We start from the raw sequence: 25292 nt of genomic DNA, 5'->3' as shown, positions 1-25292 counted from the left end.
GTCAAGTGACAAAATCACTATATTTATTGAGTCTACAGTTTTCCAATTTATCTGATTATGGTACACTGATAAGAAATAATTGCTATTAGGAAATCAGTATACGTACAACGAAGGCTTTCCTGATGAAAGCCTTCGTTTACTAAGAAAGGATTCTATTTCATGAGTACAAAAGTAAGTCCTATACAAATTAAAGATATTATTGTTGCTAATCAAGTATTAAAAGATGTTGTCATAAAAACGCCGTTGCAGAAAGATCCGATTTTGTCGGAACGGTATGATTGCAATGTTTATTTAAAGAGGGAAGACCTGCAAGTTGTTCGCTCCTTTAAACTAAGGGGAGCCTATCATTTAATGCAAAGTTTATCACAAGAAGAATTAAAAAATGGGGTTGTTTGCGCGAGTGCGGGAAACCATGCCCAAGGTGTTGCCTATTCTTGTATGGCGCTCGGGATTCATGGGACAATATTTATGCCAAGCACGACGCCAAGGCAGAAAGTGAAGTTTGTTGAATCTTTTGGAGGATCCTTTGTAACAATTGAATTAACTGGTGATACCTTTGATGATTCTTACGAAAAAGCAAGGGAATACTGTGATGCTCATGAAATGACTTTTATTCATCCATTCGATGATTACAGAACAATTGCCGGGCAAGGAACAGTAGGCGTTGAAATATTAGACGATATGGAAAAGCCTCTATCCCATATTTTTATGTCTATTGGTGGTGGCGGACTTGTATCTGGAGTTGGCTCCTATATTAAAAGCATTAGCCCGAATACAAAAGTAATCGGTGTAGAACCTGCTGGTGCAGCGTCGATGAAAGCGTCATTTGAACAAAAAAAGGTCGTCAAGTTGGATCATATCGATAAATTTGTAGATGGTGCAAGTGTAGGGCAGGTAGGTCATCTAACGTATGAAACGTGTAAGCAGGTTGTGGATGATATTGCTGTCGTGCCGGAGGGGAAAGTATGCACAACACTGCTGGAACTATATGATAATGCAATTGTCGCAGAACCCGCTGGCGCACTACCAGTTGCAGCATTAGATTATTATAAGGATCAAATTAAAGGAAAAAACATTGTTTGTGTCATTAGTGGTGGAAATAATGATATTGATCGCATGCAGGATATTCAAGAGCGATCCCTTATTTTTGAAGGGTATAAACATTATTTCATCGTTCACTTCCCTCAACGGGCGGGCGCACTTAGAGAATTCATGGCAGATGTCCTTGGAGAAACGGATGATATTACTCGCTTCGAATACACGAAAAAGAATAATCGGGATAAAGGACCTGTCCTTGTTGGAATAGAGCTAAAACAACCAAGCGATTATGAGCCTTTAATCAATCGCATGAATAATAAAGGATTTACTTTTATTGAGATTAATAAAGATCCGAATTTATTCCATTTGTTAATTTAAATGATAGAAAAAGAGACCTGTTTATGGCTAGTAATGGCATAAGCAAGTCTCTTTTTATTTTTGGGGATAAGGAACATGTCACTAAGCCCCTTAATAATGCACTTAAAGAAAGGGGAAGGAAGCATGGGGACGGTTCTCCTGCTTCCTTTTTTGTTTGAGTGGAAGCAAAAGAACCGTCCCCGTGCTTCCACTCTCGAGCATTTTTCGTTAGGCTGATTGTTCTTCGCCATTTAGAATTAGTCGGAAAGAAATTTCTCCACTTAACGAATCGGATACAGAACAATATTTTTCCTCACCTAGATGGATTGCTCGCCATACTTTCTTACTATCAATATCACCATCGATGGTAAACGTCACTTCAATCGCTGTAAATCCTTTTGGTGCTTCTTCCTTTCGAGTGCCATTTGTTTCTATTTCTATTTTATCAACTTTATCGAGATATGGTCTAAGAATCATGGTTACATCAATCCCAATGCAGCCTGCTAATGAGCCTAAAAGCATTTCTGTTGGGGTAGCACCTTTTCCTAAACCGCCGTAAGCTTCTGTCGCGTCCATGTTTATCGCATAGCCTGAATCACCAATCGCTTCAAAGGCACGTCCACCCGTCCATGTTGTTGTTACTTTCATATCTATCATCCTTTCTTAGTACGTTAAGCTTGTCCCAGGGCCAACCGGTATACCTAGTAAATACCATATGACAAAGAAGATTGTCCAGCAAACAAGAATGACAATGGAGTATGGCAGCATCAGGGATATCACTGTTCCGACCCCATTTTTTTTCCCGTACCGCTGTGCAAAAGCAACGACCAGCGGGAAAAATGGCATCAGTGGAGAAATAATATTTGTTGAAGCATCACCAACTCGGTATGCCACCTGGGTTACTTCCGGAGATATCCCCATTTGCATAAACATCGGTACAAATACAGGAGCCATGATCGCCCATTTTGCAGAATCTGCAGCAATAAATAAATTAATTATTGTTGTAATTAGGATCAATGCGACAAGTAGTAGAGCTCCATCTAATTGAATCGCCTCTAATACGTTCGCACCTTTTACCGCGATAATGGTACCTAGATTCGTGTAATTGAAAAATGCGACAAACTGTGCTGCAAAGAAAATCAATACGATAAATCCAGTCATTGTCTCCAATGAATAACTCATTAGATTTGCAACATCTTTATCATTTTTAATCTTTTTTGTAACAATCCCATAAACCGTACCAGGTACTAAGAAGATCAGCATCATCAGGAAGATAATACTGCTCATGAAAGGGGACTCGATCAGACTTCCACCTTCACCTCGAAGTGGAGCATTTTCAGGTATGACAAGAAATGCTATAGCAATGACCGTAATCAAAATAGAGATATTTGCCCAAACTAAGCCTTTCTTTTCCACACTGGAAATTCCGTTTTCATTGTCGATAGGCTCACTGGGTACATATTTTCCTAATTTCGGTTCAATTAGCTTATCTGTGATAATGGTTCCAATGATAACAATTAAGAAAGTAGAAGCAAACATAAAGAACCAGTTATCTGTTGGGTTCACCACATAACCTGCGTCCAAAATTCGTGCAGCTTCTGTAGAAATCCCGCTTAATAATGGATCATTGGTACCTATAACTAAATTCGCTGAGTATCCCCCTGCAACCCCGGCAAAAGCAGCTGAAAGACCTGCCAGAGGATGCCGCTTAAAGCCTAAGAAGATAATAGCTCCCAGTGGTACAAGCACGACATAACCGACAGAAGCAGCAACATTCGATAACACACCCATAAGCACAACGATGGGCGTCACAAATTTCTTTGGAGCTTTCGTAACTGTATTCGTCATTAAAGCATTAATATAGCCACTTTTTTCAGCGACACCAACACCTAACATCGCAACTAATACCGGGCCTAATGCAACAAATGATGTAAAATTGGATACAATACTTGAAAACATATATGCAATACCATCAGAAGTGAGCAAACTGACTGCTCCTACTGTAAGCATTTCCGTTTCCAACGTTTCATTGTTTACCCCTTCAAACGTTACGCTCGTTCCAATCAAATAAAGAATATGAGATAAAATGATAACAATAAAAGTAAACATCATAAAAATGGTTACGGGATGAGGCAACTTATTTCCCTTTTCCTCGACAAAATTTAAAATACGAATGGACTTGGATGTGTTTGTTTTATTCATAGCTGCACCTTCTCGTAAATAGTATATTGCCCAGTATACTTATAAGATATTAAAAGTCTAGAATATTGCCTTAAACGGAAGCACGGGGACGGTTCTCCTGCTTCCGTTTTTGTGTTAAAGGAAGCAAAAGAACCGTCCCCGTGCTTCCATTTGGCTGAATATTGAGACATGTTTTCATATAAAAATAAAAGCTGCAAGAATCGAAGGGATTAACTCTCATCGATTCTCGCAGCTTTTAAAGTTTCACTTTAGTGCTTTATAACAGTGGGAGACTGTCCCATTGGATTCACTATTCCATCTGATGATTGGCAAATGAATTTTGTGTACTACTTAACTAGTAAGGGCTCTAAAACAAGTTTTTCAATTGCATACGCCACTCCGCTTTCATTATTACTCCGAGTTTGAAAATCGGCTGCTGCTTTGATTTCTGGAATGGCGTTATCCATTGCTACGCCACATCCTGCGTACTTAATCATGGATAAATCATTTCCATTATCACCGATACTCATAACTTCCTCTTGTTTAATCCCAAGTTGTTCTGCCAGCTTCTTCACTGCGTTTCCTTTGCTTGCAAGTGGATGAACAAATTCAAGGAAATAGGGTGAGCTTTGAACAATCGTATACTGTTCTTTTAAGTTATCCGGAAGTGCTTCAATGGTTTGATTTAAGCTTTCCTGCTCATCAATAAACATGATTTTCGGCATCGATAGAGTTGTAGGTATGTCGCTCACCTGACGATAACGTAATGGAATTTTATTTAAATACGATTCTAACACCGTAAATTCACTTATATCAGTGTTAGGTGTATAAAGGCCGTCCACATCAAAGAAATGCATTGATGTTTTCAATTCGATACTAAGGTCGTACAGCTTTACTAGATCATCATATCCAAGTGATAATTCAGCTACAACCTCGTTTGTGTGCGTGTCTTGCACAAATGCCCCATTATATGCGATGACAAAGTCGCCCTCTTCTTCTAAGTTTAGTGCTTTAATGTAGCTTCGCATGCCACCAATTGGGCGCCCGGAACAAAGGACAATTTTAATGCCTTGCCTTTTAGCTTCATCTAATGCGTGTTGCACATCTTCTGGTACTTCATGACGGTCATTTAAGAGCGTCCCGTCCATATCTATCGCAATTAATTTATACAATTTTCATTCTCCATTCTTGTGTCTGATACGACCATTATACGACAACAAGGACAATTTGGCATGTGACTAGTTTGGGAGGAAGCATGGGGACGGTTCTTCTGCTTCCAATTTTACGTTTATGGAAGCAAAAGAACCGTCCCCGTGCTTCCCCTTTGTTGCTATTGTGTGGCTAAAATAACGATAGGCTATTTATAAAATCTGGTCAAATTCAATTAATTTTATGTAAACTTCCATTTAATGAGACAGCAGCTTATACGTTTTCTGATAGCAGGAATAAGTTGGTATAGAAAGGAGCTGAACTAATGGCAATTCAGATGACCCCCCAGGAAGTATTTCTTCAGGCTGTGACAAATATGGAAGATTCATTAGCAAACACGTTAAATGCGGTTTCCGTGAATGCTACTCCTCAAGAGCTTGAAAGAATCTTAAAGTTAATTATAAAAAAAGAAATTGTACTAGAGTTTCTTCTAGAGGAATTTCCTATGGATATCCATAACGGGATCCCGCCTGCTTAAGTAAGGGAACGAGTGTTTCTGTCATTGGTTAAGTTAATATGATGAAAGTTAAGCAGGGCTATAGATAGACATGAAAGGAGGTGAAAATATGGCACCACGTGAAAATTTCCTTCGATCTGTAGCAAATATGGAAAATGCATTAGCAAGTGCATTAAATGCGGCTTCAGGAAATTCTACGCCAACTGAACTTGAAAGACTCTTGAAATTGATTATTAAAAAAGAGATTGTTCTAGAGTTTTTGCTGGAAGATGTGTTTCCTCCTAATGGTAATGGAGAATGCCCTTGTAAGTTTCGTTTAGGTATTGCAGGTAACGCTGCTAATGCAATGGTTACAGTAATTAACCCTGATGGAACAACGGGAACGACCTTTACGGGTACGATAAACTTCTCAGCAGTACAATGTTTTACTGGTGGACCAAACTGTAATCCGGCCGTTGATAACTTTAGAATTGCTTTCGAAGATAATGGAAACACCATTAACTTCACACAGGGAAGACGCGGTACGATTGCTTGTGTGGATAATATTGTGGCCACATTACAAGGTGGTACAGCGCAAGCAAGTGGGAATGTACTGGACGGAGACTTTACTGTTGACTTCTCATACACGATCAATCCATTAACTGATATTGCCACTGTTGTAATCACAGCAACTGGCGAGGACGGTACTGTGTTTGAAACAACATTTACTGCTGCTGTTTCTCCGCAAACGTTTATCGGGGATTGTGGCGATACAGTTGGCCCATCCTAGTATTCAGTTTTATTTATTTCATTAAATAGAAAGGAGGATGAACATGGTATTACGAGAAAATTTTATTCAATCTGTAGCAAATATGGAAGATGCATTAACTAATGCGTTAAATGCTGCTTCAGGCAATGCTACGCCGTCTGAACTTGAAAGGCTTTTGAAGTTGATTATTAAAAAGGAGATTGTATTGGAATTTCTATTAGATGAGTTTCCTGATCTTTGTCGTGTTACAACAAGCACGTTTTCCAATACAACACCGATTTTGATCCCTGCGGAGGGCTCGGAGTTCGATGAAGGACCAGCAGCTCCTTATCCTTCATCGGTCAATGTCTCTGGCTTAACAGGCGCAGTCCAAAAAGTAACTGTAACCTTTAATAATTTATCGCACACCTACCCGGCCGATATAAGTGCTCTGCTTGTTGCACCAGATGGTCAGGATACCATTCTCATGTCAACTGCAGGCGGCGGTAACGATATTAATAATGTCACGCTGACTTTTGACGATGATGCACCGACTTTACTTCCAGAATTTGACCAAATTACCTCAGGCACCTATCAACCTACCAACTATGGCGTATTTGACACCTATCCACCTCCAGCACCTACGCCATCAGGAAATACGGAATTGAGTATTTATGATAATACGGCTCCAAACGGAACATGGAACCTATATATTATTGATCAATTTCAAGCCGATGTCGGTGTGATGGCCGGTGGTTGGGAACTGAGTATTACTAGCTGTGAGCCACTTGGCAGTGTTCCAAATGGTGTACCGCAAAGTAACGTAGAAAATGCAGCGCACCAGGTAGAACAAGTTGAATCCAAACCATTGACTGAAGAAGAGCAAAGCCAAAAACAAGAAAAAATAGATTATATTAAAAAGTTGAAAAGTGAACAGTGAATAGGAAAACCAATAAGGGGTTCACTATTCTCACAACAATAGGAGGGTGACTAACCACCTGACCTGTAAAACCACCAGTACCGGTCGGTACATGGTGGTTTTATTTAATTTAAACCAATGCATTGTCTGATATCAATTAAATAGATTCTTTAGCCCTTGGGTTAACCAGTATTGGCCACATTAGGGTTTTATGCAAGATGGGGAATTTGGCAATTCGCCAATAACCCTTTCTTGAATTTTCCCATTTCCACGTTTTTCTATCCTAACTCTGTATTACATCAAGTTCTGATGCTTTGTCTGGACAAAAACCAAAAATTATATTTGTCCATAGGTAGTATGCTTATACAGGTCATTTCAACCAGGCATAAGATGAACTATATGTCACATGAAAGGGGGAAATGAACATGGTCATATACAAAAACAATAGAAAATGCAACTGTGGTAGACACCATCATTCCAAGCATACGTTTTCAGATCATCATCAACATCCGGAACATAAGCATTCGGATCATAAATACGTGGATGGCTGGTATTCAGATCATAAACATTCCTGCGAAGACAGACATGAAAAAGAACATCACAAAAAAGAAAAACCTAAAAAGACTTGCCAGGAAAGTCTTAACGAGTTTATAGCATCGGCTGCTGAGATTGAAAATGCATTGGCAAATGCAATAAATGCAGAGGTTAGTTTGATGAAAAGGCTTTCTTTATCACCGAAAGAAGCCATGAAATTTACGGAGAAACTGGAAAATTTGATTAAGTTGGCAATTAAAAAAGAGATTATACTGGAATTTTTGTTGGAAGAAACGATTGAGGCTTGTAAAGAACATGTTGAATGTAAGAAGTGCTCATCTCATCATTGCAAATGCGACAAAAAAACTTGCTAATAGTCCTTTTAATTAATGAGCCTCTTTTAAGATAAAGTAGGATATGCGCTTATACTGAGACTAAACAAGTAACATACAGTGTACTATCACAACGAAAGGGTGACATACAAAAATGCCACAAGATAATTTTTTGCATGCTGTAGCAAACATGGAGCAGGCTTTAGCGAATGCACTGGATAGTGTTTCCAGTTCAGCTTCGACTACCCCAGATGATTTTTCTCGAATACTAAAACTTATTATTAAAAAGGAAATCGTTCTTGAATTTTTATTGGAAGAATTTCCATTCCCGCAACCACCGGGATCAACACCACCAAGCTGATTGTGAAGAATGCTCTGTATTTTACAACCGTGGATTAATAGACGGAGTTTTATCTGTGCCAGGTGGGAATGACGTAGAGGGTAGGGCTGATCCATTGCGTATAAGCCTCTGTCCATTTAATAATACAGTATCGATGAATTCATTGAAACGTTCGATGAAGACTGCAATCCTGCGACAGACAATGACGATGGCCGTGGAACAATAGATGGAACAGAATACAGCTTCATATTAGATATTGATACAGATGCTGTTACTGGAGAACAAATAGTAACGTTTGTATTTACTAAAGAATAGTTTGCTGCCGGTGTTTTCGTAAATGATTTATCACTTGTACTAGAAAAATTGCGCGAACAGATCCACTTGTTGGAAAGATAATTCGTCTAAAAAAGGGAGGGACTTCTGATAGGAAAATCCTTTTTATGTGTGTGAATTGTATGCGATTTTCAGGGTCAGACCCACCATTTTAAAGCGTAAGTGAAAACATTCTAAGTTTAACCTAGTTAATTGTTTGAACTTATTTTAATGGTGCAAAAGTTGAGTAATAATTAACATGCAAAGGAAAACAAACTTCCTGATTGGTTGTCTTTGTATGCATAAGGGAAATTATGAGCATATCTCGAATTTCAAATCTTTGGATGAGTAATATCGTTCAAGGGTTTGGGGTTCGAGACTTTTTTGGTTGGAACCTGCTTGAAAGTTTATACTAAAAGTGATGGTAGACAAGAGAGACGATTGGTTTAAATAGAAGTTTTTTGAAAAATAATGTAATCGTAATCATGCAAACGGTGTCTGTATTTTAATCTTGAAGTATAGCATAATAATGAAAAAACAGGATTGACTTTAAAAGGATATACTTTTAAAATTGGATAATAATTTAGCGGTTTAACCAATTAAAGCAAGCAATTAAAGCTGAATGTATATTAAATACCAACGTAATTTTGAAATAGAACAACTAGATGGGTGGAGGATTGATTTTGGAAAAGAAAAAGAAGACGAGTTTTGTAGATGAATTTTTAAATAAAGTTGAACTTATAGGAAATAAATTACCGGATCCAATCGTAATTTTTATAAATTTAATGGGTATTATTCTTGTAGCATCCTTTATCGCATCCTTATTTAATTTGAAAGCGACTAATCCCGGAACAGGTGAAGTGGTTGAGGCTGTGAACCTAATTTCCGGTGAGGGCTTAATTCTTATTTTAACGGAGAGCATTAATAATTTTAGTGCATTCCCACCATTAGGCATGGTACTTGTCGTGATGCTAGGTATTGGAATTGCAGAGAAAACAGGTTATTTTGAGACTGTGATGAAACGAGTTATTGAAGTAGCACCACGTAAACTGATCATTCCAACGATGATTTTAGTTGCTATTATTGGAAATGTTGCTGGTGATGCAGCACCTGTCGTTCTGCCGCCGCTTGCTGCTATGGTTATGATGCGGCTTGGTTACCATCCTTTTTCAGGACTTGTGATGGCATATGCTGCATCACTTGGGGCCTTTTCAGCTAACTTCATCGTCGGGATGACAGATGCTTTAGCACTGGCTTTTACGGAACCTGCTGCACAACTTATTGATGAGAGTTATACGGGAAATATTGCGATGAACTATTACTTTATTGCTGCTTCGGCAGTATTGTTATTAATCGTAACCTACTTCGTTACAACAAAATTGACGATACCACGGTTAGGTGCGTATCATGGCGAGCAGATTTCTGAAGAAGATCTAGGTGCAGATGAGAAAAGTGCATTACGCTGGGCCAATAGTTCGTTAGTAATAACGGCTGTAATTTTTATGGCACTTGTCATTCCTGAAAATGGTATTCTTAGAAATCAGGAGACAGGCTCGATTATGAATGATTCACCGTTCATGAATTCGGTTGTTTTCATTATTACGATTTTGTTCTTTGTTCCAGGTTTAGTATATGGGTTGAAGATGAAAACAATTAAGAATTCGAGGGACTTTGGGAATGTGTTAAGTGAATCGATGGCAACAATGGGAAGCTACATTGTTCTCGTGTTTTTTGCAGCTCAGATGCTTGCATACTTTTCATGGAGTAATTTAGGTCCGATTTTAGCGATAAAAGGTGCAGATTTTCTTCAGCAGATGAATTTCACTGGAATACCGTTAATTTTAAGCTTCGTCATTATTGCTGGATTTATCAACTTACTTATTGGTAGTGCCTCTGCAAAATGGGCAATCCTTGCACCTGTATTCGTTCCGCTATTTATGCTTTTAGGCTATGATCCGGCTTTTACACAAATGATTTTCCGGATAGGGGATTCGATTACGAACCCAATTACACCAATGCTTCCATATTTGCCACTATTATTGGCATTTGCGAAAAAGTATGATAAGAATGTTGGCTTAGGTACGCTGCTTTCTAATTTACTACCGTACTCCATCGCTTTTTTCATTGTATGGTCCTTATTTTTGGTTCTTTGGTATTTATTAGGCATCCCAGTCGGTCCAGGCGGTCCTATCTTTTTACAACAGTAACCCAACCCGAATGACGGCTCCCTAGCCGCCAACAATAAGAAATAAATTTTAAATGAGGAGATACGAATGGATATGTTTAAACAAATCGAACAAGTATTACCAGCTGTTATTCAGTGGAGGAGAACGATGCACCAGCATCCAGAGCTTTCTTTTGAGGAGTACTGGACAAGTCAATATATTGAAGATGAACTTCGACAAATGGACAATATCGAATTATCTCGTCCTACGAAAACGAGTGTACTAGGCATTATTAAAGGAAAAAAACCTGGAAAGAAAATTGGGCTGCGAGCGGATATTGATGCATTACCCATTCAAGAAGAACGGGATGACCTTGATTTCGCCTCAACAAAAGAGGGTGTCATGCATGCTTGTGGGCATGATGGACATGCCGCAATGCTTCTTGGAGCGGCACGTGTTTTGTCGCAAAACGTAGACGCAATAAGTGGTGAAATTTATTTGATTTTCCAACATGCGGAGGAAGCACCTCCAGGCGGTGCACAGGAAATGGTTGCGACTGGGCTGTTCAACGACCTTGATTTCGTCTATGGGCAGCATTTATTCACACCGATTCCTATTGGTAAAATTGGAATTACCAAGGGGCCTATCACCTCAAATTCAGATACATTTGATCTCCTCATTAAAGGGAGAGGTGGACATGCATCCCAGCCTGAAGATTCGGTTGACCCGGTTATAATGAGTACGCAGATTATCAATCAATTTCAAACGATTGTATCACGAATGACCTCTCCACTCGATTCTGTCGTTATTTCAACCACACAGTTTCACGCTGGCAGTGCCACGAATATCATCCCAGATACCGCTGCATTACAGGGAAGTGTACGGACGGTCCAACAAGAAACGCGTGAATTGGTAAAAGAAAAAATGGAAAAGGCAGTTGCATCCATATGTGATTTATATGGTGCTGATTACGAGTTTAACTTCCAGTATGGCTATGATGCGGTTGTCAATGATGAGGAGAAAACCGATGCCGTTATCGATATTGCAACCAAGTTATTTGGTGATCGTGTATTCAATTATCCATTAACTATGGGTGGGGAGGATTTCGGTGCATTCTCCAAGATAATACCAGGAACATTCATATTTATTGGAGCAAGAAATGAGGAAAAGTCCTATGATTATCCCCATCACCATCCTAAATTTGCCATCGATGAAGATAGTTTAATCGACGGTGTCAGCATGATGGTTCATGTTGCATTAGAAATGGGGAAATAAAATAGTCAATTCAGAGCTCAGTTCCCTACCCGCTATCAATTTTTCTTTTAACGTCATGGTTTCTTATTAATTAGATAAAAATAGAGATAGGCTTTAATTATTGAAGCCCGTCTCTATTTTTTTATAATATTCGTGTGGATACAGCTAAGGAAATCGCGAATATACGCCTGAAATTCGTGGAATTCCAGTCTGCTCGGCATCTTATTCCAGAAATAATTGATTAATCTAGTCTAGTCTTGCTCTACACAGACGTCTCCAACTTATCCTTTTCCGATAACCATGTTTCAAATGTATACGACATTTCCCAGAATGCAAGTTCATATTCTTTGGCAATGATGAATTGATCTTTAATCTTTTTCTTTTCTGCTTCGCTTGCTTGGTCAGCTAATTCATCCATGAGGTTAATCATTTCCTGTGTTGATTCCTGGAACCAGCTACTAGCATACATGTTCAGCCAATTTTGATAGATTTCTTCGGCCGGTTTTGCATCCTTATATTGCAAGCCGATATCCGCATACAACCAGTAACATGGCAGTATAGCAGCTACAATTTGGGCCAGGCTACCGGATAATGACGCTCGGTACAAATGGGATGTATAGGCATATGCAGTCGGCGCTGGTTTAAAATTTTCTATTTCTTCATTCGTAATATTTAAAATTTCAGCATGTTCCTTGTGTACAGTCAGCTCCGCTTCAGTTGTTTTTTTTGCCTTTTCAGCAAGTCTTGCAGAAACACGAAAGTCATCCGCATGGGCAGCTGCGAAGGCATGGACTTTGCCGTAATGTTTCAAATAATAGATGTCTTGCATAATATAGTTTTTGAACGTTTCCAGCGGTAAATCTCCCTTGACAATCCCTTGTACAAACGGATGATTCAGGCTTAATTCCCAACTTTGCTTTGTTGCTTCTCTCAACGACTCTGAAAAACGCATAAAAAATTCCTCCTCTATTTTTTTCCTAATGATGAATTAGAAAATGGACATTTATTTTTTAATAGCCTACTTCTACTACAGCGTTAACGATGTACATCAAATCGTTTTTATCCTGCTGTTCTTCAAGAAAAATTCCGCTTGTTGTTGCCATGCCGCCGTCCATTACTTCAATGGTGACCGTACCATAGGGAATTAACTTTTTTATTCTATTCTGATCTAATTTTTCCAAATCCTGCGGCAAGCCTAGTTTGACATTTACGATCATCTTATTTAAGTCACCATCCGGCAAAATTTTTCTCATGCCTGGCATGGAATTGGAATGGATTGCATTCAGCACTGCCCGTTCAGCCGCAATATTTACATCCTGTCCGTGCACATCCAACCCTGTTCCTGTTTCAATAAATATGAGATTTTCCATTTTCTTTTCCTTCTTCCTTTATTAAAATAGCTTCAGGAAGGCTCCTTTGATTACGGATGTCCTAACGTTCCTGAATCTGTTTATATCTTTTTACTTTTTCATCCGTTAAGAAATAAAGCTCGTCAAGTAGTGCCAGAATAAATGTTCCAGGCCCCATTGCTTTTTTCATCGCTAATTCCGCTGCAATGCCATAACTTGCCACTGCATATACACCTGCCTGGAATTTGTCATCAGCTACACTTACAAAAGGTCCAATAATTGATGAAAGCAGGCATCCGCTGGCAGTAATGTTTTGTAACATTTCATGGCCATTTTTGCATAAAGCAGTTCGCATGCCATCGGTAATTACGTCTGTTTCGCCGGTTGAAATCACAACTGTATCATATTTTTTTGCCACAGCTTTTGCTATTTCTGGGTCATTTTTTTCAATCATGGAATCTGGTCCCTTTGCTTTTTCCAAAGCGCCTGCCAACACAGCAATTTCTCCGGCATTAGCACGAATTGCTGCAAGCTTTACAGTTGCAAGTATGTCATTAATTATTTCAGTCCGAAAAACTGTCCCACCAACTGCAATGGGGTCAAGAATAACTGGAACCCCTTTCTCATTTGCTGCCTTTCCAGCCTTTAACATTGCCTCGCCACGGTCCTCCGTTAATGTTCCAAGGTTCAACACGACTGCGTCGGCCATCGCTCCATAGTCCTGTGCTTCTCTCGGAGTATGTGACATAGCAGGGGATGCGCCAATTGCGATTAGACCGTTTGCGGCAAAATTACTCGCAACTTCATTCGTAATATTAAAAATAAATGGCTTGTCTTCTCTGATTTTTGCAATAAAATTCATCTGGACATCTCCTCTCTGATAAGTTGAAGAATTAAAAAAACCACCCCAAATGGAGTGGTTGTATATACAAATTCAGTATATGTATACGCCGCCAACTCCACTTCCCTACGCTGGTATTAACCAGTTCAGGTTCAAAGGGATCAAGAAATGAATCTTGTCTCAGCCAAACGGCACCCCTAGTGGATATTTTTAATTATTCTAACTAGAGCTTACTCCATTCTATTATAAAAGTAAAATGATATATGGCAGATGGAAGCACGGGGACGGTTCTCCTGCTTCCTTTTTGATAGTAGGAAGCAAAAGAACCGTCCCCATGCTTCTTATTGGGAGCGATAAAGTAGGACAGATGCCGATTGTATAGGCTCTGAAGATGAAAGCACGTCCACTTCATACTCTCCCAGAACAGCGATTCGCGGATAAAGTTAAATAAATCGCGGTATAAACGCCATATGCGCTGATAAATGTAGACATTCGCGGAATTCCAGTGAAGCAAGTGGAACACACAAGAAAACACACTGAAGAGCAGTGTGTTTTAGCTTGTTGGATCAACTTTTAAAATTATTTTTCCAATGTTTTTATTTTGTTCCATGTGTAAGTGTGCCTGTTGAATATTCTCAAAATCAAATACATGGTCAATTATTGGCTTAAGCTGCTTAGTTTCAAAAAGTTTTAAAGCGCTGGAGGCAAAATCAGCTGTCAGTTCTGCCTTGTACGGATCACTTCTTGGCGTGAGTAATGTGCCTGTCAGCTGAATCCTTTTCGACATCAGTTCTAACAAATTTACTTCTTCTATTTTCGCACCGCCTAGTACGCCAATTAATACCCAGCGTCCGTCTACTTTGATACTGGAGATATTTCCTTTCCAGTAAGATGCACCGATAAAGTCCAAAATCAGATCAACACCTTGCTGATTTGTCGCTTGCAATACTTCCTCAGCAAAATCTTGTTCCTTATAATTGATACAATGATCTGCGCCCAATGAACGGGCAAAATCCAGCTTCTCCTTTGACCCAGCAGTAGTGATGATTTTCGCTTCACAAAGTTGTTTTGCTAGTTGGATTGCTGCTGTTCCGACTCCGCTCCCACCGGCATGAATAAGTACTGTTTCGCCCTCTTTTAACCGTCCTAACCAAAATAACGTTTGATAAGCAGTTAAAAATACTTCTGGAATCGCTGCTGCCTCTTTAAACGATAAGCCTTCCGGAATGACCATCGCCCGCTCAGCAGGCATGACCGCATATTCTGCATAACCCCCGCCATTCACAAGTCCCATTACTCTTGTTCCGACTTCTATTTCTGTTCCCGGACCCGCTTGTTCAACAATGCCGGCAACTTCAATACCCAAATTTGGATTCTTCAAATAACCAGAACGACCTTCGCGATTGACGATGTCCGATCGGTTAACAGCAGCCGACTTTACTTTTATTAACAATTCACCTTCGTGCAGTTCCGGTTTAGGCTGTTCTGTTATTTGTAATTGCTCCGCACCACCTGGTTGTTTTACAGTGATAGCTTTCATATATAGTTTCTCCTCTCCTAAAGTATTCATCCTTCTTCGAGTAAGTGCTATTAAACTACAGGACATGAATTTCCCTTTATTTTAACCTTATCAGAAAAAGATTAAATAAACATAAGAAACGTCTTTATGTAAACCAAAGGCTAGGCGCCCATATGTGCTAAAATAGGGGAGTAACGTAAGATGTTTTCGATCAAAAAGGAGGAATTGCAATTGGCTTGGCTTTATGTTCTTTTTGCTGCAATTGTCGAAGTGTTTTGGGTCATCGGTCTGAAATATTCCGATTCACTAATAGAGTGGATCTGCACAATTATAGTCATTATTCTCAGTTTTTATTTTGTAATTAAAGCATGTGAAAAACTACCAGCCGGTACCGTTTATGCCGTTTTTACAGGATCAGGGGCAGCAGCAATTGTGTTGATCGATTTCATTTTGTTTGGAGCAGAATTTTCGGTGGCAAAGGTTTTCTTTATCGGTTTAATTATAGTGGGTGTTATTGGAATTAAAATGACCACACCAAATGATAAACCTGCAGAACAGGGAGGAGATTAAAATGGCTTGGATTTTCCTTGTTATAGCGAGTTTCGGTGAAATATTTGGAGTTATGAGCATCAATCTTTATCTTCGTAAAAAGTCAATTGGCTGGCTGCTCATGATTATCTTAACGTTTGGCAGCGGATTTGTTTTTCTTTCCCTTGCGATGAGAGATATTCCGCTAGGAACTGCCTATGCGATTTGGACAGGCTTGGGTGCAGCTGGGGCAGTGTTAATGGGTATCTTGTTCTTCAAAGAATCTGCCGGTTGGAAAAGAATCTTCTTTTTACTTTGTATTATAGCTGGTGCTGTGGGGTTGAAAGTACTTGGATGATTTTTTCGGCAATGGCCAGATCCCACTGCTTTGATACGAGAAGCGCATAAAGCGGTGGGGATTGGCACTGGGCACGTTCGCGTGGTTCCCATAGTCTGTCTAATTAACAGACTTTTTCGGTTTGATTATCATATGCCAAATGACTTTTATTTCACCGATTGTGATTGCAAGTAGGATAAGCAAAACACCGAACCATCTGGAAGGTGCGATATATTCGCCCAATCCGATATATGCAACGATTACCGATACTGGAAGCTCAATGGCACCGAGGATTGTTGCTAGGCCTGCAGATATATGTGGGGTGGATATTGCAAACATAAGTGGTGTTAAGATGAGCCCACATAGTGCAAGGCAACCAGCATAGAACCATAAACTTCCACTACTAACTGCATTGACGTTTAGTGTCACATGTGGTGGAAATATAAGAAAGATTAATAGAGCAGCACCTGTAATCATAATCGGCGTCCGAATCGTTGCCGGGACCTCAACAGCTACACGCCCGCTGAATATAACAAATGCGGAATAGGAGAATGCTGCTCCAATTCCGAGTATAAAGCCGAGAAGTGTTATCTCGGTTAGTCCTCCATTAAACGCATCTGCCGCAAATAATACACCGACCAATGTTAGTATGACAGAAAGCATCGTTCGTTTATTTGGCTTTTTTCGGCTGAAAATCCATTCAAATAATACGCCAATCCATACGAATTGAAATAGTAATACAACTGCGAGGGATGCGGGTAAATACTGCATCGAACCGTAATAAAGTACGCTTGTAAGTCCGGTAAAGCTTCCCGCAATCACGAGGGAAAGCACTGTTTTGACGTTAAGTTTTTTAATTGCTTGTGGATGTCGTCTAAGGGCAATAATTCCGATGGTCCAAAGCACGATCAAAGCAATGATGGCCTGTATTACGTTAATTTCACCGAGGGTCCAGCCCGCAGCATAACCTAATTTAATAAATAACGGGTTCAACCCAAAGAAAAATGCTCCTATTAGGAAAACGATGATAGCATGATGACGTTTCATATTAATCCTCCATTATTGTTAAATAACATGGTGTATTTCTCTGTTGTTGGAAGAAAAAAGACCATAAATACTATCATAGCATATTTAATAGGTCTTTGTGGGGGGCAGGATTGATGGAAATAAACGGGTTTTTAGGCGAAAGTAGGTTTGGCAGTAAAATTTTTTCTGTAAAGTACTTTTCTGTTATATTAGTTACTATAGGATTAGAAACAGTATGATGTAACTATTTAGTAAATAATGCGACTAATTTTCTAAGAAGAGGTGAAAAGATGAAAACAAAAAAATTGTATTTCCTATTGGTTAGTGCCTTATTTTTAGTGGTCTTAGCTGCGTGCGGAGGGACCACCGAGAATGATGAAGGAACGGAAACAGAAGAAAGTAAAGCGGATGTAACAGAGGAGTCAGCGGAACAAGAGGATATCGAAAACAACGAAGAGGCAGAAACAGAGGATTTTACCCCGGCTGATGATCAAGATGAAGCGTCCGAATCTGTAGAAGAAGAGGCAGATGAGGAAGGTACCGAATCAGAGAATGGTGATGCTGCACAAGAAACCATCAAAGAAGAAGCAACTTATAGCGGACAAGGAGATCCACATACAATAGAAGTCGAAACAGCAGACGAAACAATCGCATTACAGATAATTGAATTTATGGATGATGATTGGGCATCGTTAGAACCAGGATCACCAATGACCATTGAATACTACGAAAATGAAATGGGCCAGTTAATACTTGTTGATTACACGGTGGAATAAGGGATATGGAAGCATGGGGACGGTTCTCCTGCTTCCTTTTCTTTTTGTTATATAGGAAGCAAAAGAACCGTCCCCGTGCTTCCACCTCAGTCAAGATTCAGGGGATAGTCTTTTTTTCTGTGCTTGTTTTTCGAGGGTTTTGATTAATTTTTGCTGGATAATTTTTGTTTTTGGAGTTGCAAATTGGGGATGAGCTAAGTTTTTCTCCTCAAACGGGTCTTGCGTAACATTGTATAATTCATATTGATCTGGCACAGGATTGGTTTTTGTAGTTGATACCTTAATTGTAGTCTCCGTAGCATCTGAAAGAGATAGAGTGCTTTCTTTTAGATTAACTAGGTCCTCAACATCAGGGGTGCTCCAAAATTGAGGATTATCGAAATAACGAGATAGCTTCCATTTTTCTTCACTATCATTTTCTCCCGTCTTTAATGTGGTGATCAATGTCTCCATATGATTTGGCTGTGTGACGGACTCGTACGATTCACCCTTTTGTGACACTTGATGTAAGCCTCTTGAAAAGTCATCATCTGTCATAAAATAAAGGGCTTCATTTGCACGGGAGAATTCCTGATTACCGTGTATGAGTGGTGTAAGATCTCTACCAACGAATGGGTGCACTTCCGAATGATTCTTTCGAAGTTTGGCTTGAGCCTTTTCGGTAGGAATGTTTGCAAGTGATAATAAAGTCGGAATAACGTCTACATGGCTTGTTAACATAGTTGTTTGTTGTTTTCCAGTAAAGAGCTTTGGGCTATGGATAAGGAAAGGAACATGGATAGACTCCTCATATGCATTATGCCATTTTTGAAACAATCCTCCGTGTGAACCTAATAAATCACCATGATCAGATGTATAAACAATAATTGTATTTTCATTGAAAATTGATTTTTGAAGCGCTTGTAACACTTTAAACACTTCATTATCAACTTCTTTTTGAAGTGAATAATAAAGTTTCCTGAAAAATGGCGTATCCAAAGTGGGCTGCAAGGCTTTTTGATATGTTTTGCGATAGCTTTCCTGTGCTGTTGGTTTCGTTTGTAAAGATTCACCCGCTGTTGGAGCTTGTGTGATATCAGGAACGCTTGGATCAATTTTAAAATCAAAAGTAGGTAACAATTGAGTGAGTAGACCAAACAATGTAATATCGTGAGGGTTAATGAAAGAGGATACGATCAACCAAGGTTCACTCTCTTTGGAATGCCCTTCCTCAAGTTTCTTTAATAAAGAAACCACTTCTTCGGCATAGATAGCATCTCGTCCATCTAGACCAATTCTTGCAGATGAACCTGAATTCCTAGGGTCAGTTCCATGAGGTTCCGGACCCATCCACCCTGAAAAACCATAGGCATCAAGTCGATTTGCACGTGAATAAATTTTCTCGTTTTTATGATCTGGTACACCAGTATGCTTGTTGTAGCTTGATAATGCGTTATGTGTACCTGGAATTAGTATATCCTCATCCGATATATGCCATTTTCCTTTCCAATACGTACGATAACCAGCAGTACGAAAATAGTCTCCCAGAGTCGGAACCGTATTATGGTCAAGCCAAAACACATCCGAATCAAAAGCACCCTTTGCGGCGCCGGTTGTTTGTGTAACACCGTGAAGCGATGGATAATGCCCTGTAAAAAGAGTGGTTCTACTAGGTGAACAAGCGGTACTACCAACATAATGGTTTAAAAAAGACATACTATTTTCACGTAATCGTTCCTGTGCTTTTAAATGGACTCTGCGCCATTCCTTTAATTCATCAGATTCATACGCTGTAGGAAAGCGCTCTTCATCTACAATAATGAAAAGAAAATTTGGTCGATCTCGATTATTTTCTGATATATTAGATTGATTCTTATGTCCTTTTGCCAATGATAATCCCTCCAAAAAAATAAAAAAGATTTTAAACATAATATCCTATGAAAGAATCAGTTGGGAGGTTCCCATCTTATATTAATTATCATCGTTCTATTTCACTATAAAAATTCACAAAATTCATGAATTTATTTAATATAGCTTTGCTAGTATTGGAACTAAAGAATGGATGAAGGGAGGGATTGTACATAGTGTTGCTGCAATCTATTAAAATAAATAGGGAGGGAATTATAAATGAATCGTAAATGGTGGTTGAGTATGGTACTGATTTTTATTTTTTCTTTATTAGCAATTATGCCGGTACATGCAGACAATGAACATAATCCGATAGCAGATGCCCGTTCCGCCTCCTCAGATCGGACAGAACCAGAGATAACGGTTGGAGCCGATGGAAAAACGCTCTTATCGGAAGAAGATACAATTACGATCGGTCCGGGTATTGAATTAACAAGCTTTGAAAGATTTGATGTCCGTGGATGGTTGAACGGTGAAATCATGACAGTTGATTTGTCCAATGAAAATGTTTCAACGGAATTGCTGTTTCCAGGGGTAGTCACAAAGGCAAAAAAAGTTTCCGAAATGGCGCTTGCCTCTGGAGCAGTTGGGGCTGTAAATGGTGATTTCTTTGACATTAATAATACGAAAGCACCTTCAGGAACGATGATTAAAGATGGTAACCTATTGAAGGGTCCACAAGGCTCCCATACGTTAACAGCAGGAGTCGATGATCAAGGAAAAGGACAAATTGCGAATATCTTCCTTGAAGGTACGATTAAGCTTCCCAATGGAGATTCTATGCTTTCAGCCTTCAATCAATCTTCCATTCCAGCAAACGGAATTGGACTGTATACCTCTATATGGGGGCAAGCACAAAGACCAGCAAGTGGGTCTTCTTTATATGAAGTAACTGTCCAAGAAGGAGAAGTAGTTGCTGTATCTGAGGAGCCTGGCAGTGGAGATATCACTGAGAACACCTTTGTATTGGTTGGACGTGAACAAGGGGCTACGCTATTAAAAGAGCTATCCATAGGTGATAAAGTAAACGTGGAATACGCACCAAAAATGGATGAAGATACGTTAATGAATTTTGCAGTAGGTGGAAATGTTAAACTGGTCGAAAATGGACAAGTTCCCCCAACGATTGATGACAGTACAACAGCACCGCGTACAGCTGTTGGTTTTTCAGAAGATGGGAATACGATGATTCTTGGTCTTGTTGACGGTCGTCAAACCGATAGCCGTGGAATGACCTATAAAGAGCTTGGGGAATTGATGAAGGAATATGGTGCATATACTGCCTTAAATATCGATGGTGGTGGCTCATCGACAATGGTCGCACGTCAACCAGGTTATGAAAATGCTGAAGTGGTAAATGAACCATCGGACGGCGTTGAACGCAGTGTACCAAATGGGATTGGCATTTTTGCCGAGGCTGGCAGTGGTGAGCTCACAGCATTTTCAGTTGAAACAGTTTCTGATATGGAAAACAATGATCGTATTTTCCCTGGCTTGAGCAGAACTTTTACTGGACTCGGTTACGATGAAAATTATTCTCCTGTAGAAGTGGGAGAAATATCCTGGCAGGCTTTGCCAGCAGATGTCGGATCTTTTGATGAAAATGGAGTTTTTTATGCGAAGAAAACGGGATCTGCTGTAACGGAAGCACAAATTAAATCTGCAAAAGGAACAAAGGAGATTACCGTACTTGGAGATTTGGACCGGGTCGCGTCTTCAAGTTCCTATCTAGGACTTGAAATGGGCAGAAGCAGCAGTTTTTCTGTTACTGGTTATGATTCTAATGGGTATTCAGCTCCGATTGAAGCACGCGATGACGAGTTGGATTATGATGATTCGGTTATTACAATCGAGGAAAATCAGGATGGGAGCTTTACTGTTGAACCCTTGGAAGATGGGGCATCCACTACCATTTCAGTAACTGTACTGGATAAGGAAATAACTATTCCTGTTACGGTGGGACTTACTTCGATTAATATAGCTAATTTTGAAGATCCAGCTGGATGGAATGTAACAAAGTATCCATCCAATGTCGGTGCATCCATGGAAGTAGTAGAAGGCAGAGAGGGAAATGGCATCCAGGTAAACTATGACTTTTCGACAACTACCGCAACACGGGCAGCCTATTTACAGACATCCCCTCGTCTCGAACTCCCTGGTGATGTTCAGAAAATCGGGTTATGGGTACATGGTGATGGCAATGGTGCATGGCTTCGTACCGTTATTACGGATGCATCCGGCACAAACTATACGTTAACATTAGCAAGTAAGGTAAACTGGACAGGATGGAAATATATTGAAACATCTCTTCCAGAGGGAATAAACTATCCAGCGAAATTATGGCGTATTTATCCGGTGGAAACAGATAGAAATAAGCAGTATTCCGGACAGCTGATTTTTGATGATTTGACTGTTGAAGTTCCACCTTCTGTTGAAATACCAAAAGAAGAAGCACCAGCATCTGATCCATTGATTATCCAAAATGATTCAATAGGCAATGATCGTTGGAAATTTGCAGTGCTTACTGACAGCCAATTTACAGCGGCAGCTCCAAACAGTAATCAAGTAGAAATGGCAAGAGAATCCCTTCGCCAGATTGTCGCCGAAGATCCTGAATTTCTGGTTATCAACGGGGACCTTGTTGATACAGCATGGAAAGAGGATTTTGAGTTTGCAAAACAGATTTTAGAGGAAGAAGTAGGAGATGAGATTCCAATCTACTATATTCCTGGTAACCACGAAATTGCAGGTTCAGGGAATTTGGATAACTTTTTAGAAGTATTTGAGGAAAACCGTTATAGCTTTGACCATAATGGTACAAGATTTATTTTACTGGACACATCAACAGGAAGCTTACGAACGAGTGATTTTGACCAAATGATTGAATTGAAAGAATCTCTGGATGATGCTGCATCGGATCCTACTATTAAAAATGTGACGGTTATCGGTCACCATCCAACACGTGATCCATTACCAACAGAAAATAGTCAGCTATCTGATCGTAAAGAGGCTGATCTGTTGGAAAAATGGCTCACTGAATTCCGTCAAGAATCAAATGGAAAAGGGGCCATGTATATGAGTGGTCATGCCCACACTGTAAATCTGGAACGTGTAGAAGGTGTTCCATATATGGTTACAGGACCTGCTGGGAAGGCTCCTTATGGGGCAGCAGATAATGGCGGTTTCTATTCATGGACATTATTTGGAATCGATCCTACAGCTGTACCTGATAAGTCAAATGGTCCAGACAGAGCAGCAGAGAAAAGCAATGTGAAGGGAACAGAATGGATTCAGGCAGAGGTTCGTCCACTGCTGGGATCAGTCACACTGCACGCACCTGAATCTGTTGCGATCGGTGAAACCATTTCAATTGATGCAACTGGCCATCAAGCTGGAAATCTGGATTTTCCTTTACGCTATCCAGCATCTGTAACTTGGGAAGGAAGCAGTAATGTCTATATTGGCTCCGGAAAAGCAGCTGAACAAGCTGAAAAGTCCGGGAGCTATGCAGCTGTTTTCAATCCAGCAGATGGAAAGCTTCAAACATTGAAAGCTGGAGAAATTACATTAAAAGTAACATCAAATAACGTAAGTGGTGAGCAGCAAATTACGATTCAATAGAAATATATTTTTAATGAAAAAATGAGGAAAGATTGCAAAACATACGAAGCGGGAGGAGAAGATGCTTTCGGGGATATAAATGTTATCCCAAAAAATTGCTATGATTATCGGGGGTACTTATTCCAAAAATAAATTTGGACAATAATCCTGCCTCAGTTTCTCCATGAGCTTTTAATTTGTCCTAGTAATTTATGACTAGTATAATAGGATTGTAAACGTAATCATAGGAGGAGGAATTTAAATGGGTAGATTAGATAATAAAGTTGCAGTAATTACTGGCGGTGCTGGTGGTATAGGTAAGGTAACAGCAGAAAAGTTTTTGAAAGAAGGGGCTAAGGTCGTTTTAGTAGACTTATTCAAAGAGCCATTGGAGGAAGCGAAGAATGAACTTAAATCATTCGGTGAAGTATTAACGATTGAGGCAGATGTCTCCAAAGAAGATGATGTAAAGAAGTACGTTAAAGAGACGGTTGAGCAATTCGGAAAAGTCGACGTTTTCTTTAATAATGCAGGTATTGAAGGGAAAATTGCTCTATTAACTGATTTAGATGTGGAAGATTTTGATAAAGTAATCAATGTAAATGTCCGAGGAGTATTTTTAGGGTTGAAGCATGTATTGCCAGTCATGAGAGAGCAGGGACATGGTAGTGTAATTAACACTTCGTCTGGAGCCGGATTGATGGGTACTCCTAACCAAATTGCATACGGTGCTTCCAAGCACGCGGTGACGGGAATGACTAAAACTGCTGCATTGGAAATTGCAGATGCAAATGTTCGAGTAAATTCGATTCACCCATCACCAGTAAATACGAGAATGATGCGTTCCATTGAAGAAGGAACACTTCCTGGAAAGGGTGCAGAAGCAAAAGAAGCATTTACTCAAATCATCCCACTTGGACGCTACGGAGAGTCGGAAGATATGGCAAATCTGGTTCTGTTCCTTGCTTCAGATGAGAGTGCATTCATCACTGGTTCACAATATCGAATTGACGGTGGACTAGGTGCTAAATAGTTTGATAGATTATTATCTGTAGTATAGGAGTGGAGTATACTAAAGTAGTATATTTCCCTCCTGATTATGAAAGAAGGTTACCATTTCGTTCAATAAGTGGTAACCTTCTTTCTATTTAATTTACTCTTCTATTCTAAACTTCCCGACCTGTTCTCGCCCATAGCGTAATTTTCAACACCTGCTGAAGAAATAGCAAACGGAAATTTCTCCAATGGAAGCGTAGGGACGGTTCTCCTGCTTCCTTTTAGTTATATAGGAAGCAAAAGAACCGTCCTCGTGCTTCCCCGCTTCATATGCGACTAAATAATGATTGACTTTTTGAGCAGAACAGGGTAACTTATATAAAAATACATAAACGTACTTCTTATCAAGAGAGGTGGAGGGAAATGGCCCTTTGATACCTCGGCAGCGGGCTCGTAATGAGTACTGTGCCAATTCCGTCAGACAGTTGTCTGAAAGATAAGAAGAGGACATCGGATATTTCCACCCTCTTCTTATTATAGAAGGGGGTTTTTATTTTGGTTTAACAACCATAAATCTTTATATCTTAAAGTTGAGTATTACAATATGT

The 25292-nt window shown here is 39.6% G+C and carries 23 protein-coding genes and 2 riboswitches; of the genes, 14 read left to right on the top strand and 9 right to left on the bottom strand.

Translation table 11 applies throughout. From position 1 onward, the window contains the following. Positions 1-159 precede the first annotated feature (159 nt). On the top strand, positions 160-1416 hold the full coding sequence (ilvA, locus tag ACFOUV_RS07365) for a threonine ammonia-lyase IlvA (RefSeq protein ID WP_379496140.1): 1257 nt from the start codon (positions 160-162) through the stop codon (positions 1414-1416). Positions 1417-1623: 207 nt separating this feature from the next. Here the strand turns inward: ilvA and ACFOUV_RS07360 are convergent, their stop codons facing one another. The 3 genes from ACFOUV_RS07360 to yidA form a co-directional block, all read right to left on the bottom strand. Beyond that, on the bottom strand, positions 1624-2043 hold the full coding sequence (locus tag ACFOUV_RS07360) for an OsmC family protein (RefSeq protein ID WP_379496139.1): 420 nt from the start codon (positions 2041-2043) through the stop codon (positions 1624-1626). A 15-nt stretch (positions 2044-2058) separates the two neighbouring features. Next, positions 2059-3597 carry an AbgT family transporter gene (locus ACFOUV_RS07355; protein WP_379496138.1) on the bottom strand — a complete coding sequence of 513 codons (1539 nt, stop codon included), beginning with the start codon at positions 3595-3597 and terminating at the stop codon, positions 2059-2061. 326 nt (positions 3598-3923) lie between these two features. After that, entirely contained in the window at positions 3924-4748 is an 825-nt protein-coding gene (yidA, locus tag ACFOUV_RS07350) for a sugar-phosphatase (protein ID WP_379496137.1), read from the bottom strand. A gap of 302 nt (positions 4749-5050) precedes the next feature. On the opposite strand from yidA, the gene ACFOUV_RS07345 reads away from it, so the two are divergent. The 8 genes from ACFOUV_RS07345 (at position 5051) to ACFOUV_RS07310 (ending at position 11846) form a co-directional block, all read left to right on the top strand. Further along, positions 5051-5263 (top strand): hypothetical protein, encoded by a 213-nt coding sequence (locus ACFOUV_RS07345; RefSeq protein ID WP_379496136.1) that lies wholly within the window; start codon positions 5051-5053, stop codon positions 5261-5263. An 88-nt stretch (positions 5264-5351) separates the two neighbouring features. Continuing rightward, positions 5352-6011: a hypothetical protein gene (locus tag ACFOUV_RS07340; protein ID WP_379496135.1), complete on the top strand. Its 660-nt coding sequence runs from the start codon at positions 5352-5354 to the stop codon at positions 6009-6011. Between the two features lie 43 nt (positions 6012-6054). After that, positions 6055-6909 carry a hypothetical protein gene (locus tag ACFOUV_RS07335; protein ID WP_379496134.1) on the top strand — a complete coding sequence of 285 codons (855 nt, stop codon included), beginning with the start codon at positions 6055-6057 and terminating at the stop codon, positions 6907-6909. A gap of 404 nt (positions 6910-7313) precedes the next feature. Next, the gene (locus ACFOUV_RS07330) at positions 7314-7796 is read left to right on the top strand and encodes a hypothetical protein (RefSeq protein ID WP_379496133.1); all 483 of its coding nucleotides are present in this window, start codon (positions 7314-7316) and stop codon (positions 7794-7796) included. A 112-nt stretch (positions 7797-7908) separates the two neighbouring features. Further along, positions 7909-8115, top strand: coding sequence for a hypothetical protein (locus tag ACFOUV_RS07325; RefSeq protein WP_379496132.1), 207 nt, complete (start codon positions 7909-7911; stop codon positions 8113-8115). Between the two features lie 55 nt (positions 8116-8170). Next, on the top strand, positions 8171-8320 hold the full coding sequence (locus ACFOUV_RS07320) for a hypothetical protein (protein WP_379496131.1): 150 nt from the start codon (positions 8171-8173) through the stop codon (positions 8318-8320). A 751-nt stretch (positions 8321-9071) separates the two neighbouring features. Beyond that, the gene (locus tag ACFOUV_RS07315; protein WP_379496130.1) at positions 9072-10613 is read left to right on the top strand and encodes an AbgT family transporter; all 1542 of its coding nucleotides are present in this window, start codon (positions 9072-9074) and stop codon (positions 10611-10613) included. 66 nt (positions 10614-10679) lie between these two features. Further along, positions 10680-11846, top strand: coding sequence for an amidohydrolase (locus tag ACFOUV_RS07310; protein ID WP_379496129.1), 1167 nt, complete (start codon positions 10680-10682; stop codon positions 11844-11846). Positions 11847-12087: 241 nt separating this feature from the next. Here ACFOUV_RS07310 and tenA read toward each other — a convergent pair whose 3' ends face one another. The 4 genes from tenA to ACFOUV_RS07290 form a co-directional block, all read right to left on the bottom strand. Then, complete coding sequence (gene tenA, locus ACFOUV_RS07305) at positions 12088-12777, bottom strand: thiaminase II (protein ID WP_379496128.1); 690 nt, start codon at positions 12775-12777, stop codon at positions 12088-12090. Positions 12778-12835: 58 nt separating this feature from the next. Continuing rightward, the gene (locus tag ACFOUV_RS07300; protein ID WP_379496127.1) at positions 12836-13195 is read right to left on the bottom strand and encodes a Lin0512 family protein; all 360 of its coding nucleotides are present in this window, start codon (positions 13193-13195) and stop codon (positions 12836-12838) included. 61 nt (positions 13196-13256) lie between these two features. Then, the gene (gene thiM / locus ACFOUV_RS07295; protein WP_379496126.1) at positions 13257-14036 is read right to left on the bottom strand and encodes a hydroxyethylthiazole kinase; all 780 of its coding nucleotides are present in this window, start codon (positions 14034-14036) and stop codon (positions 13257-13259) included. An 85-nt stretch (positions 14037-14121) separates the two neighbouring features. Continuing rightward, positions 14122-14224: riboswitch (TPP riboswitch) on the bottom strand. Positions 14225-14568: 344 nt separating this feature from the next. Beyond that, positions 14569-15555, bottom strand: coding sequence for an NAD(P)H-quinone oxidoreductase (locus tag ACFOUV_RS07290; protein WP_379496125.1), 987 nt, complete (start codon positions 15553-15555; stop codon positions 14569-14571). 210 nt (positions 15556-15765) lie between these two features. On the opposite strand from ACFOUV_RS07290, the gene ACFOUV_RS07285 reads away from it, so the two are divergent. Together ACFOUV_RS07285 and ACFOUV_RS07280 are read left to right on the top strand one after the other, a co-directional pair. Beyond that, positions 15766-16104 carry a DMT family transporter gene (locus tag ACFOUV_RS07285; RefSeq protein WP_379496124.1) on the top strand — a complete coding sequence of 113 codons (339 nt, stop codon included), beginning with the start codon at positions 15766-15768 and terminating at the stop codon, positions 16102-16104. A 1-nt stretch (position 16105) separates the two neighbouring features. Beyond that, a complete protein-coding gene (locus ACFOUV_RS07280; protein ID WP_379496123.1) occupies positions 16106-16420 on the top strand; it encodes a DMT family transporter in 315 nt (104 codons plus the stop codon). 99 nt (positions 16421-16519) lie between these two features. Here ACFOUV_RS07280 and ACFOUV_RS07275 read toward each other — a convergent pair whose 3' ends face one another. Continuing rightward, positions 16520-17446, bottom strand: coding sequence for an EamA family transporter (locus tag ACFOUV_RS07275; RefSeq protein WP_379496122.1), 927 nt, complete (start codon positions 17444-17446; stop codon positions 16520-16522). Positions 17447-17715: 269 nt separating this feature from the next. Between ACFOUV_RS07275 and ACFOUV_RS07270 the strand changes: the two genes are divergently transcribed. Beyond that, the gene (locus ACFOUV_RS07270; protein ID WP_379496121.1) at positions 17716-18201 is read left to right on the top strand and encodes a hypothetical protein; all 486 of its coding nucleotides are present in this window, start codon (positions 17716-17718) and stop codon (positions 18199-18201) included. A 90-nt stretch (positions 18202-18291) separates the two neighbouring features. On the opposite strand, the gene ACFOUV_RS07265 is transcribed toward ACFOUV_RS07270, so the two are convergent. Further along, positions 18292-20070, bottom strand: coding sequence for a sulfatase-like hydrolase/transferase (locus ACFOUV_RS07265; RefSeq protein ID WP_379496120.1), 1779 nt, complete (start codon positions 20068-20070; stop codon positions 18292-18294). Between the two features lie 237 nt (positions 20071-20307). On the opposite strand from ACFOUV_RS07265, the gene ACFOUV_RS07260 reads away from it, so the two are divergent. After that, positions 20308-23709, top strand: a complete 3402-nt coding sequence (locus ACFOUV_RS07260; RefSeq protein WP_379496119.1) for a phosphodiester glycosidase family protein — start codon at positions 20308-20310, stop codon at positions 23707-23709. Between the two features lie 241 nt (positions 23710-23950). After that, positions 23951-24721, top strand: coding sequence for an SDR family NAD(P)-dependent oxidoreductase (locus ACFOUV_RS07255; protein WP_379496118.1), 771 nt, complete (start codon positions 23951-23953; stop codon positions 24719-24721). A gap of 361 nt (positions 24722-25082) precedes the next feature. Further along, a riboswitch (SAM riboswitch) is annotated at positions 25083-25187 on the top strand. Positions 25188-25292: the final 105 nt, after the last annotated feature.

The organism is Oceanobacillus longus (assembly GCF_042650085.1).
GTDB lineage: Bacteria > Bacillota > Bacilli > Bacillales > Amphibacillaceae > Oceanobacillus > Oceanobacillus longus.
This window is presented reverse-complemented; position numbering and strand designations above follow the sequence as displayed.

Excerpts from the sequence above, each read along its gene's own strand:
- ACFOUV_RS07300 (WP_379496127.1), bottom strand. The coding sequence starts at position 13,195 with ATGGAAAATCTCATATTTATTGAAACAGGAACAGGGTTGGATGTGCAC.
- tenA (WP_379496128.1), bottom strand. The coding sequence starts at position 12,777 with ATGCGTTTTTCAGAGTCGTTGAGAGAAGCAACAAAGCAAAGTTGGGAA.
- ACFOUV_RS07355 (WP_379496138.1), bottom strand. The coding sequence starts at position 3,597 with ATGAATAAAACAAACACATCCAAGTCCATTCGTATTTTAAATTTTGTC.
- ACFOUV_RS07270 (WP_379496121.1), top strand. The coding sequence starts at position 17,716 with ATGAAAACAAAAAAATTGTATTTCCTATTGGTTAGTGCCTTATTTTTA.
- ACFOUV_RS07290 (WP_379496125.1), bottom strand. The coding sequence starts at position 15,555 with ATGAAAGCTATCACTGTAAAACAACCAGGTGGTGCGGAGCAATTACAA.
- ACFOUV_RS07275 (WP_379496122.1), bottom strand. The coding sequence starts at position 17,446 with ATGAAACGTCATCATGCTATCATCGTTTTCCTAATAGGAGCATTTTTC.
- ilvA (WP_379496140.1), top strand. The coding sequence starts at position 160 with ATGAGTACAAAAGTAAGTCCTATACAAATTAAAGATATTATTGTTGCT.
- ACFOUV_RS07330 (WP_379496133.1), top strand. The coding sequence starts at position 7,314 with ATGGTCATATACAAAAACAATAGAAAATGCAACTGTGGTAGACACCAT.
- ACFOUV_RS07345 (WP_379496136.1), top strand. The coding sequence starts at position 5,051 with ATGGCAATTCAGATGACCCCCCAGGAAGTATTTCTTCAGGCTGTGACA.
- ACFOUV_RS07325 (WP_379496132.1), top strand. The coding sequence starts at position 7,909 with ATGCCACAAGATAATTTTTTGCATGCTGTAGCAAACATGGAGCAGGCT.
- ACFOUV_RS07315 (WP_379496130.1), top strand. The coding sequence starts at position 9,072 with ATGGGTGGAGGATTGATTTTGGAAAAGAAAAAGAAGACGAGTTTTGTA.
- ACFOUV_RS07260 (WP_379496119.1), top strand. The coding sequence starts at position 20,308 with ATGAATCGTAAATGGTGGTTGAGTATGGTACTGATTTTTATTTTTTCT.
- ACFOUV_RS07310 (WP_379496129.1), top strand. The coding sequence starts at position 10,680 with ATGGATATGTTTAAACAAATCGAACAAGTATTACCAGCTGTTATTCAG.
- thiM (WP_379496126.1), bottom strand. The coding sequence starts at position 14,036 with ATGAATTTTATTGCAAAAATCAGAGAAGACAAGCCATTTATTTTTAAT.
- ACFOUV_RS07255 (WP_379496118.1), top strand. The coding sequence starts at position 23,951 with ATGGGTAGATTAGATAATAAAGTTGCAGTAATTACTGGCGGTGCTGGT.
- ACFOUV_RS07335 (WP_379496134.1), top strand. The coding sequence starts at position 6,055 with ATGGTATTACGAGAAAATTTTATTCAATCTGTAGCAAATATGGAAGAT.
- ACFOUV_RS07340 (WP_379496135.1), top strand. The coding sequence starts at position 5,352 with ATGGCACCACGTGAAAATTTCCTTCGATCTGTAGCAAATATGGAAAAT.
- ACFOUV_RS07360 (WP_379496139.1), bottom strand. The coding sequence starts at position 2,043 with ATGAAAGTAACAACAACATGGACGGGTGGACGTGCCTTTGAAGCGATT.
- ACFOUV_RS07280 (WP_379496123.1), top strand. The coding sequence starts at position 16,106 with ATGGCTTGGATTTTCCTTGTTATAGCGAGTTTCGGTGAAATATTTGGA.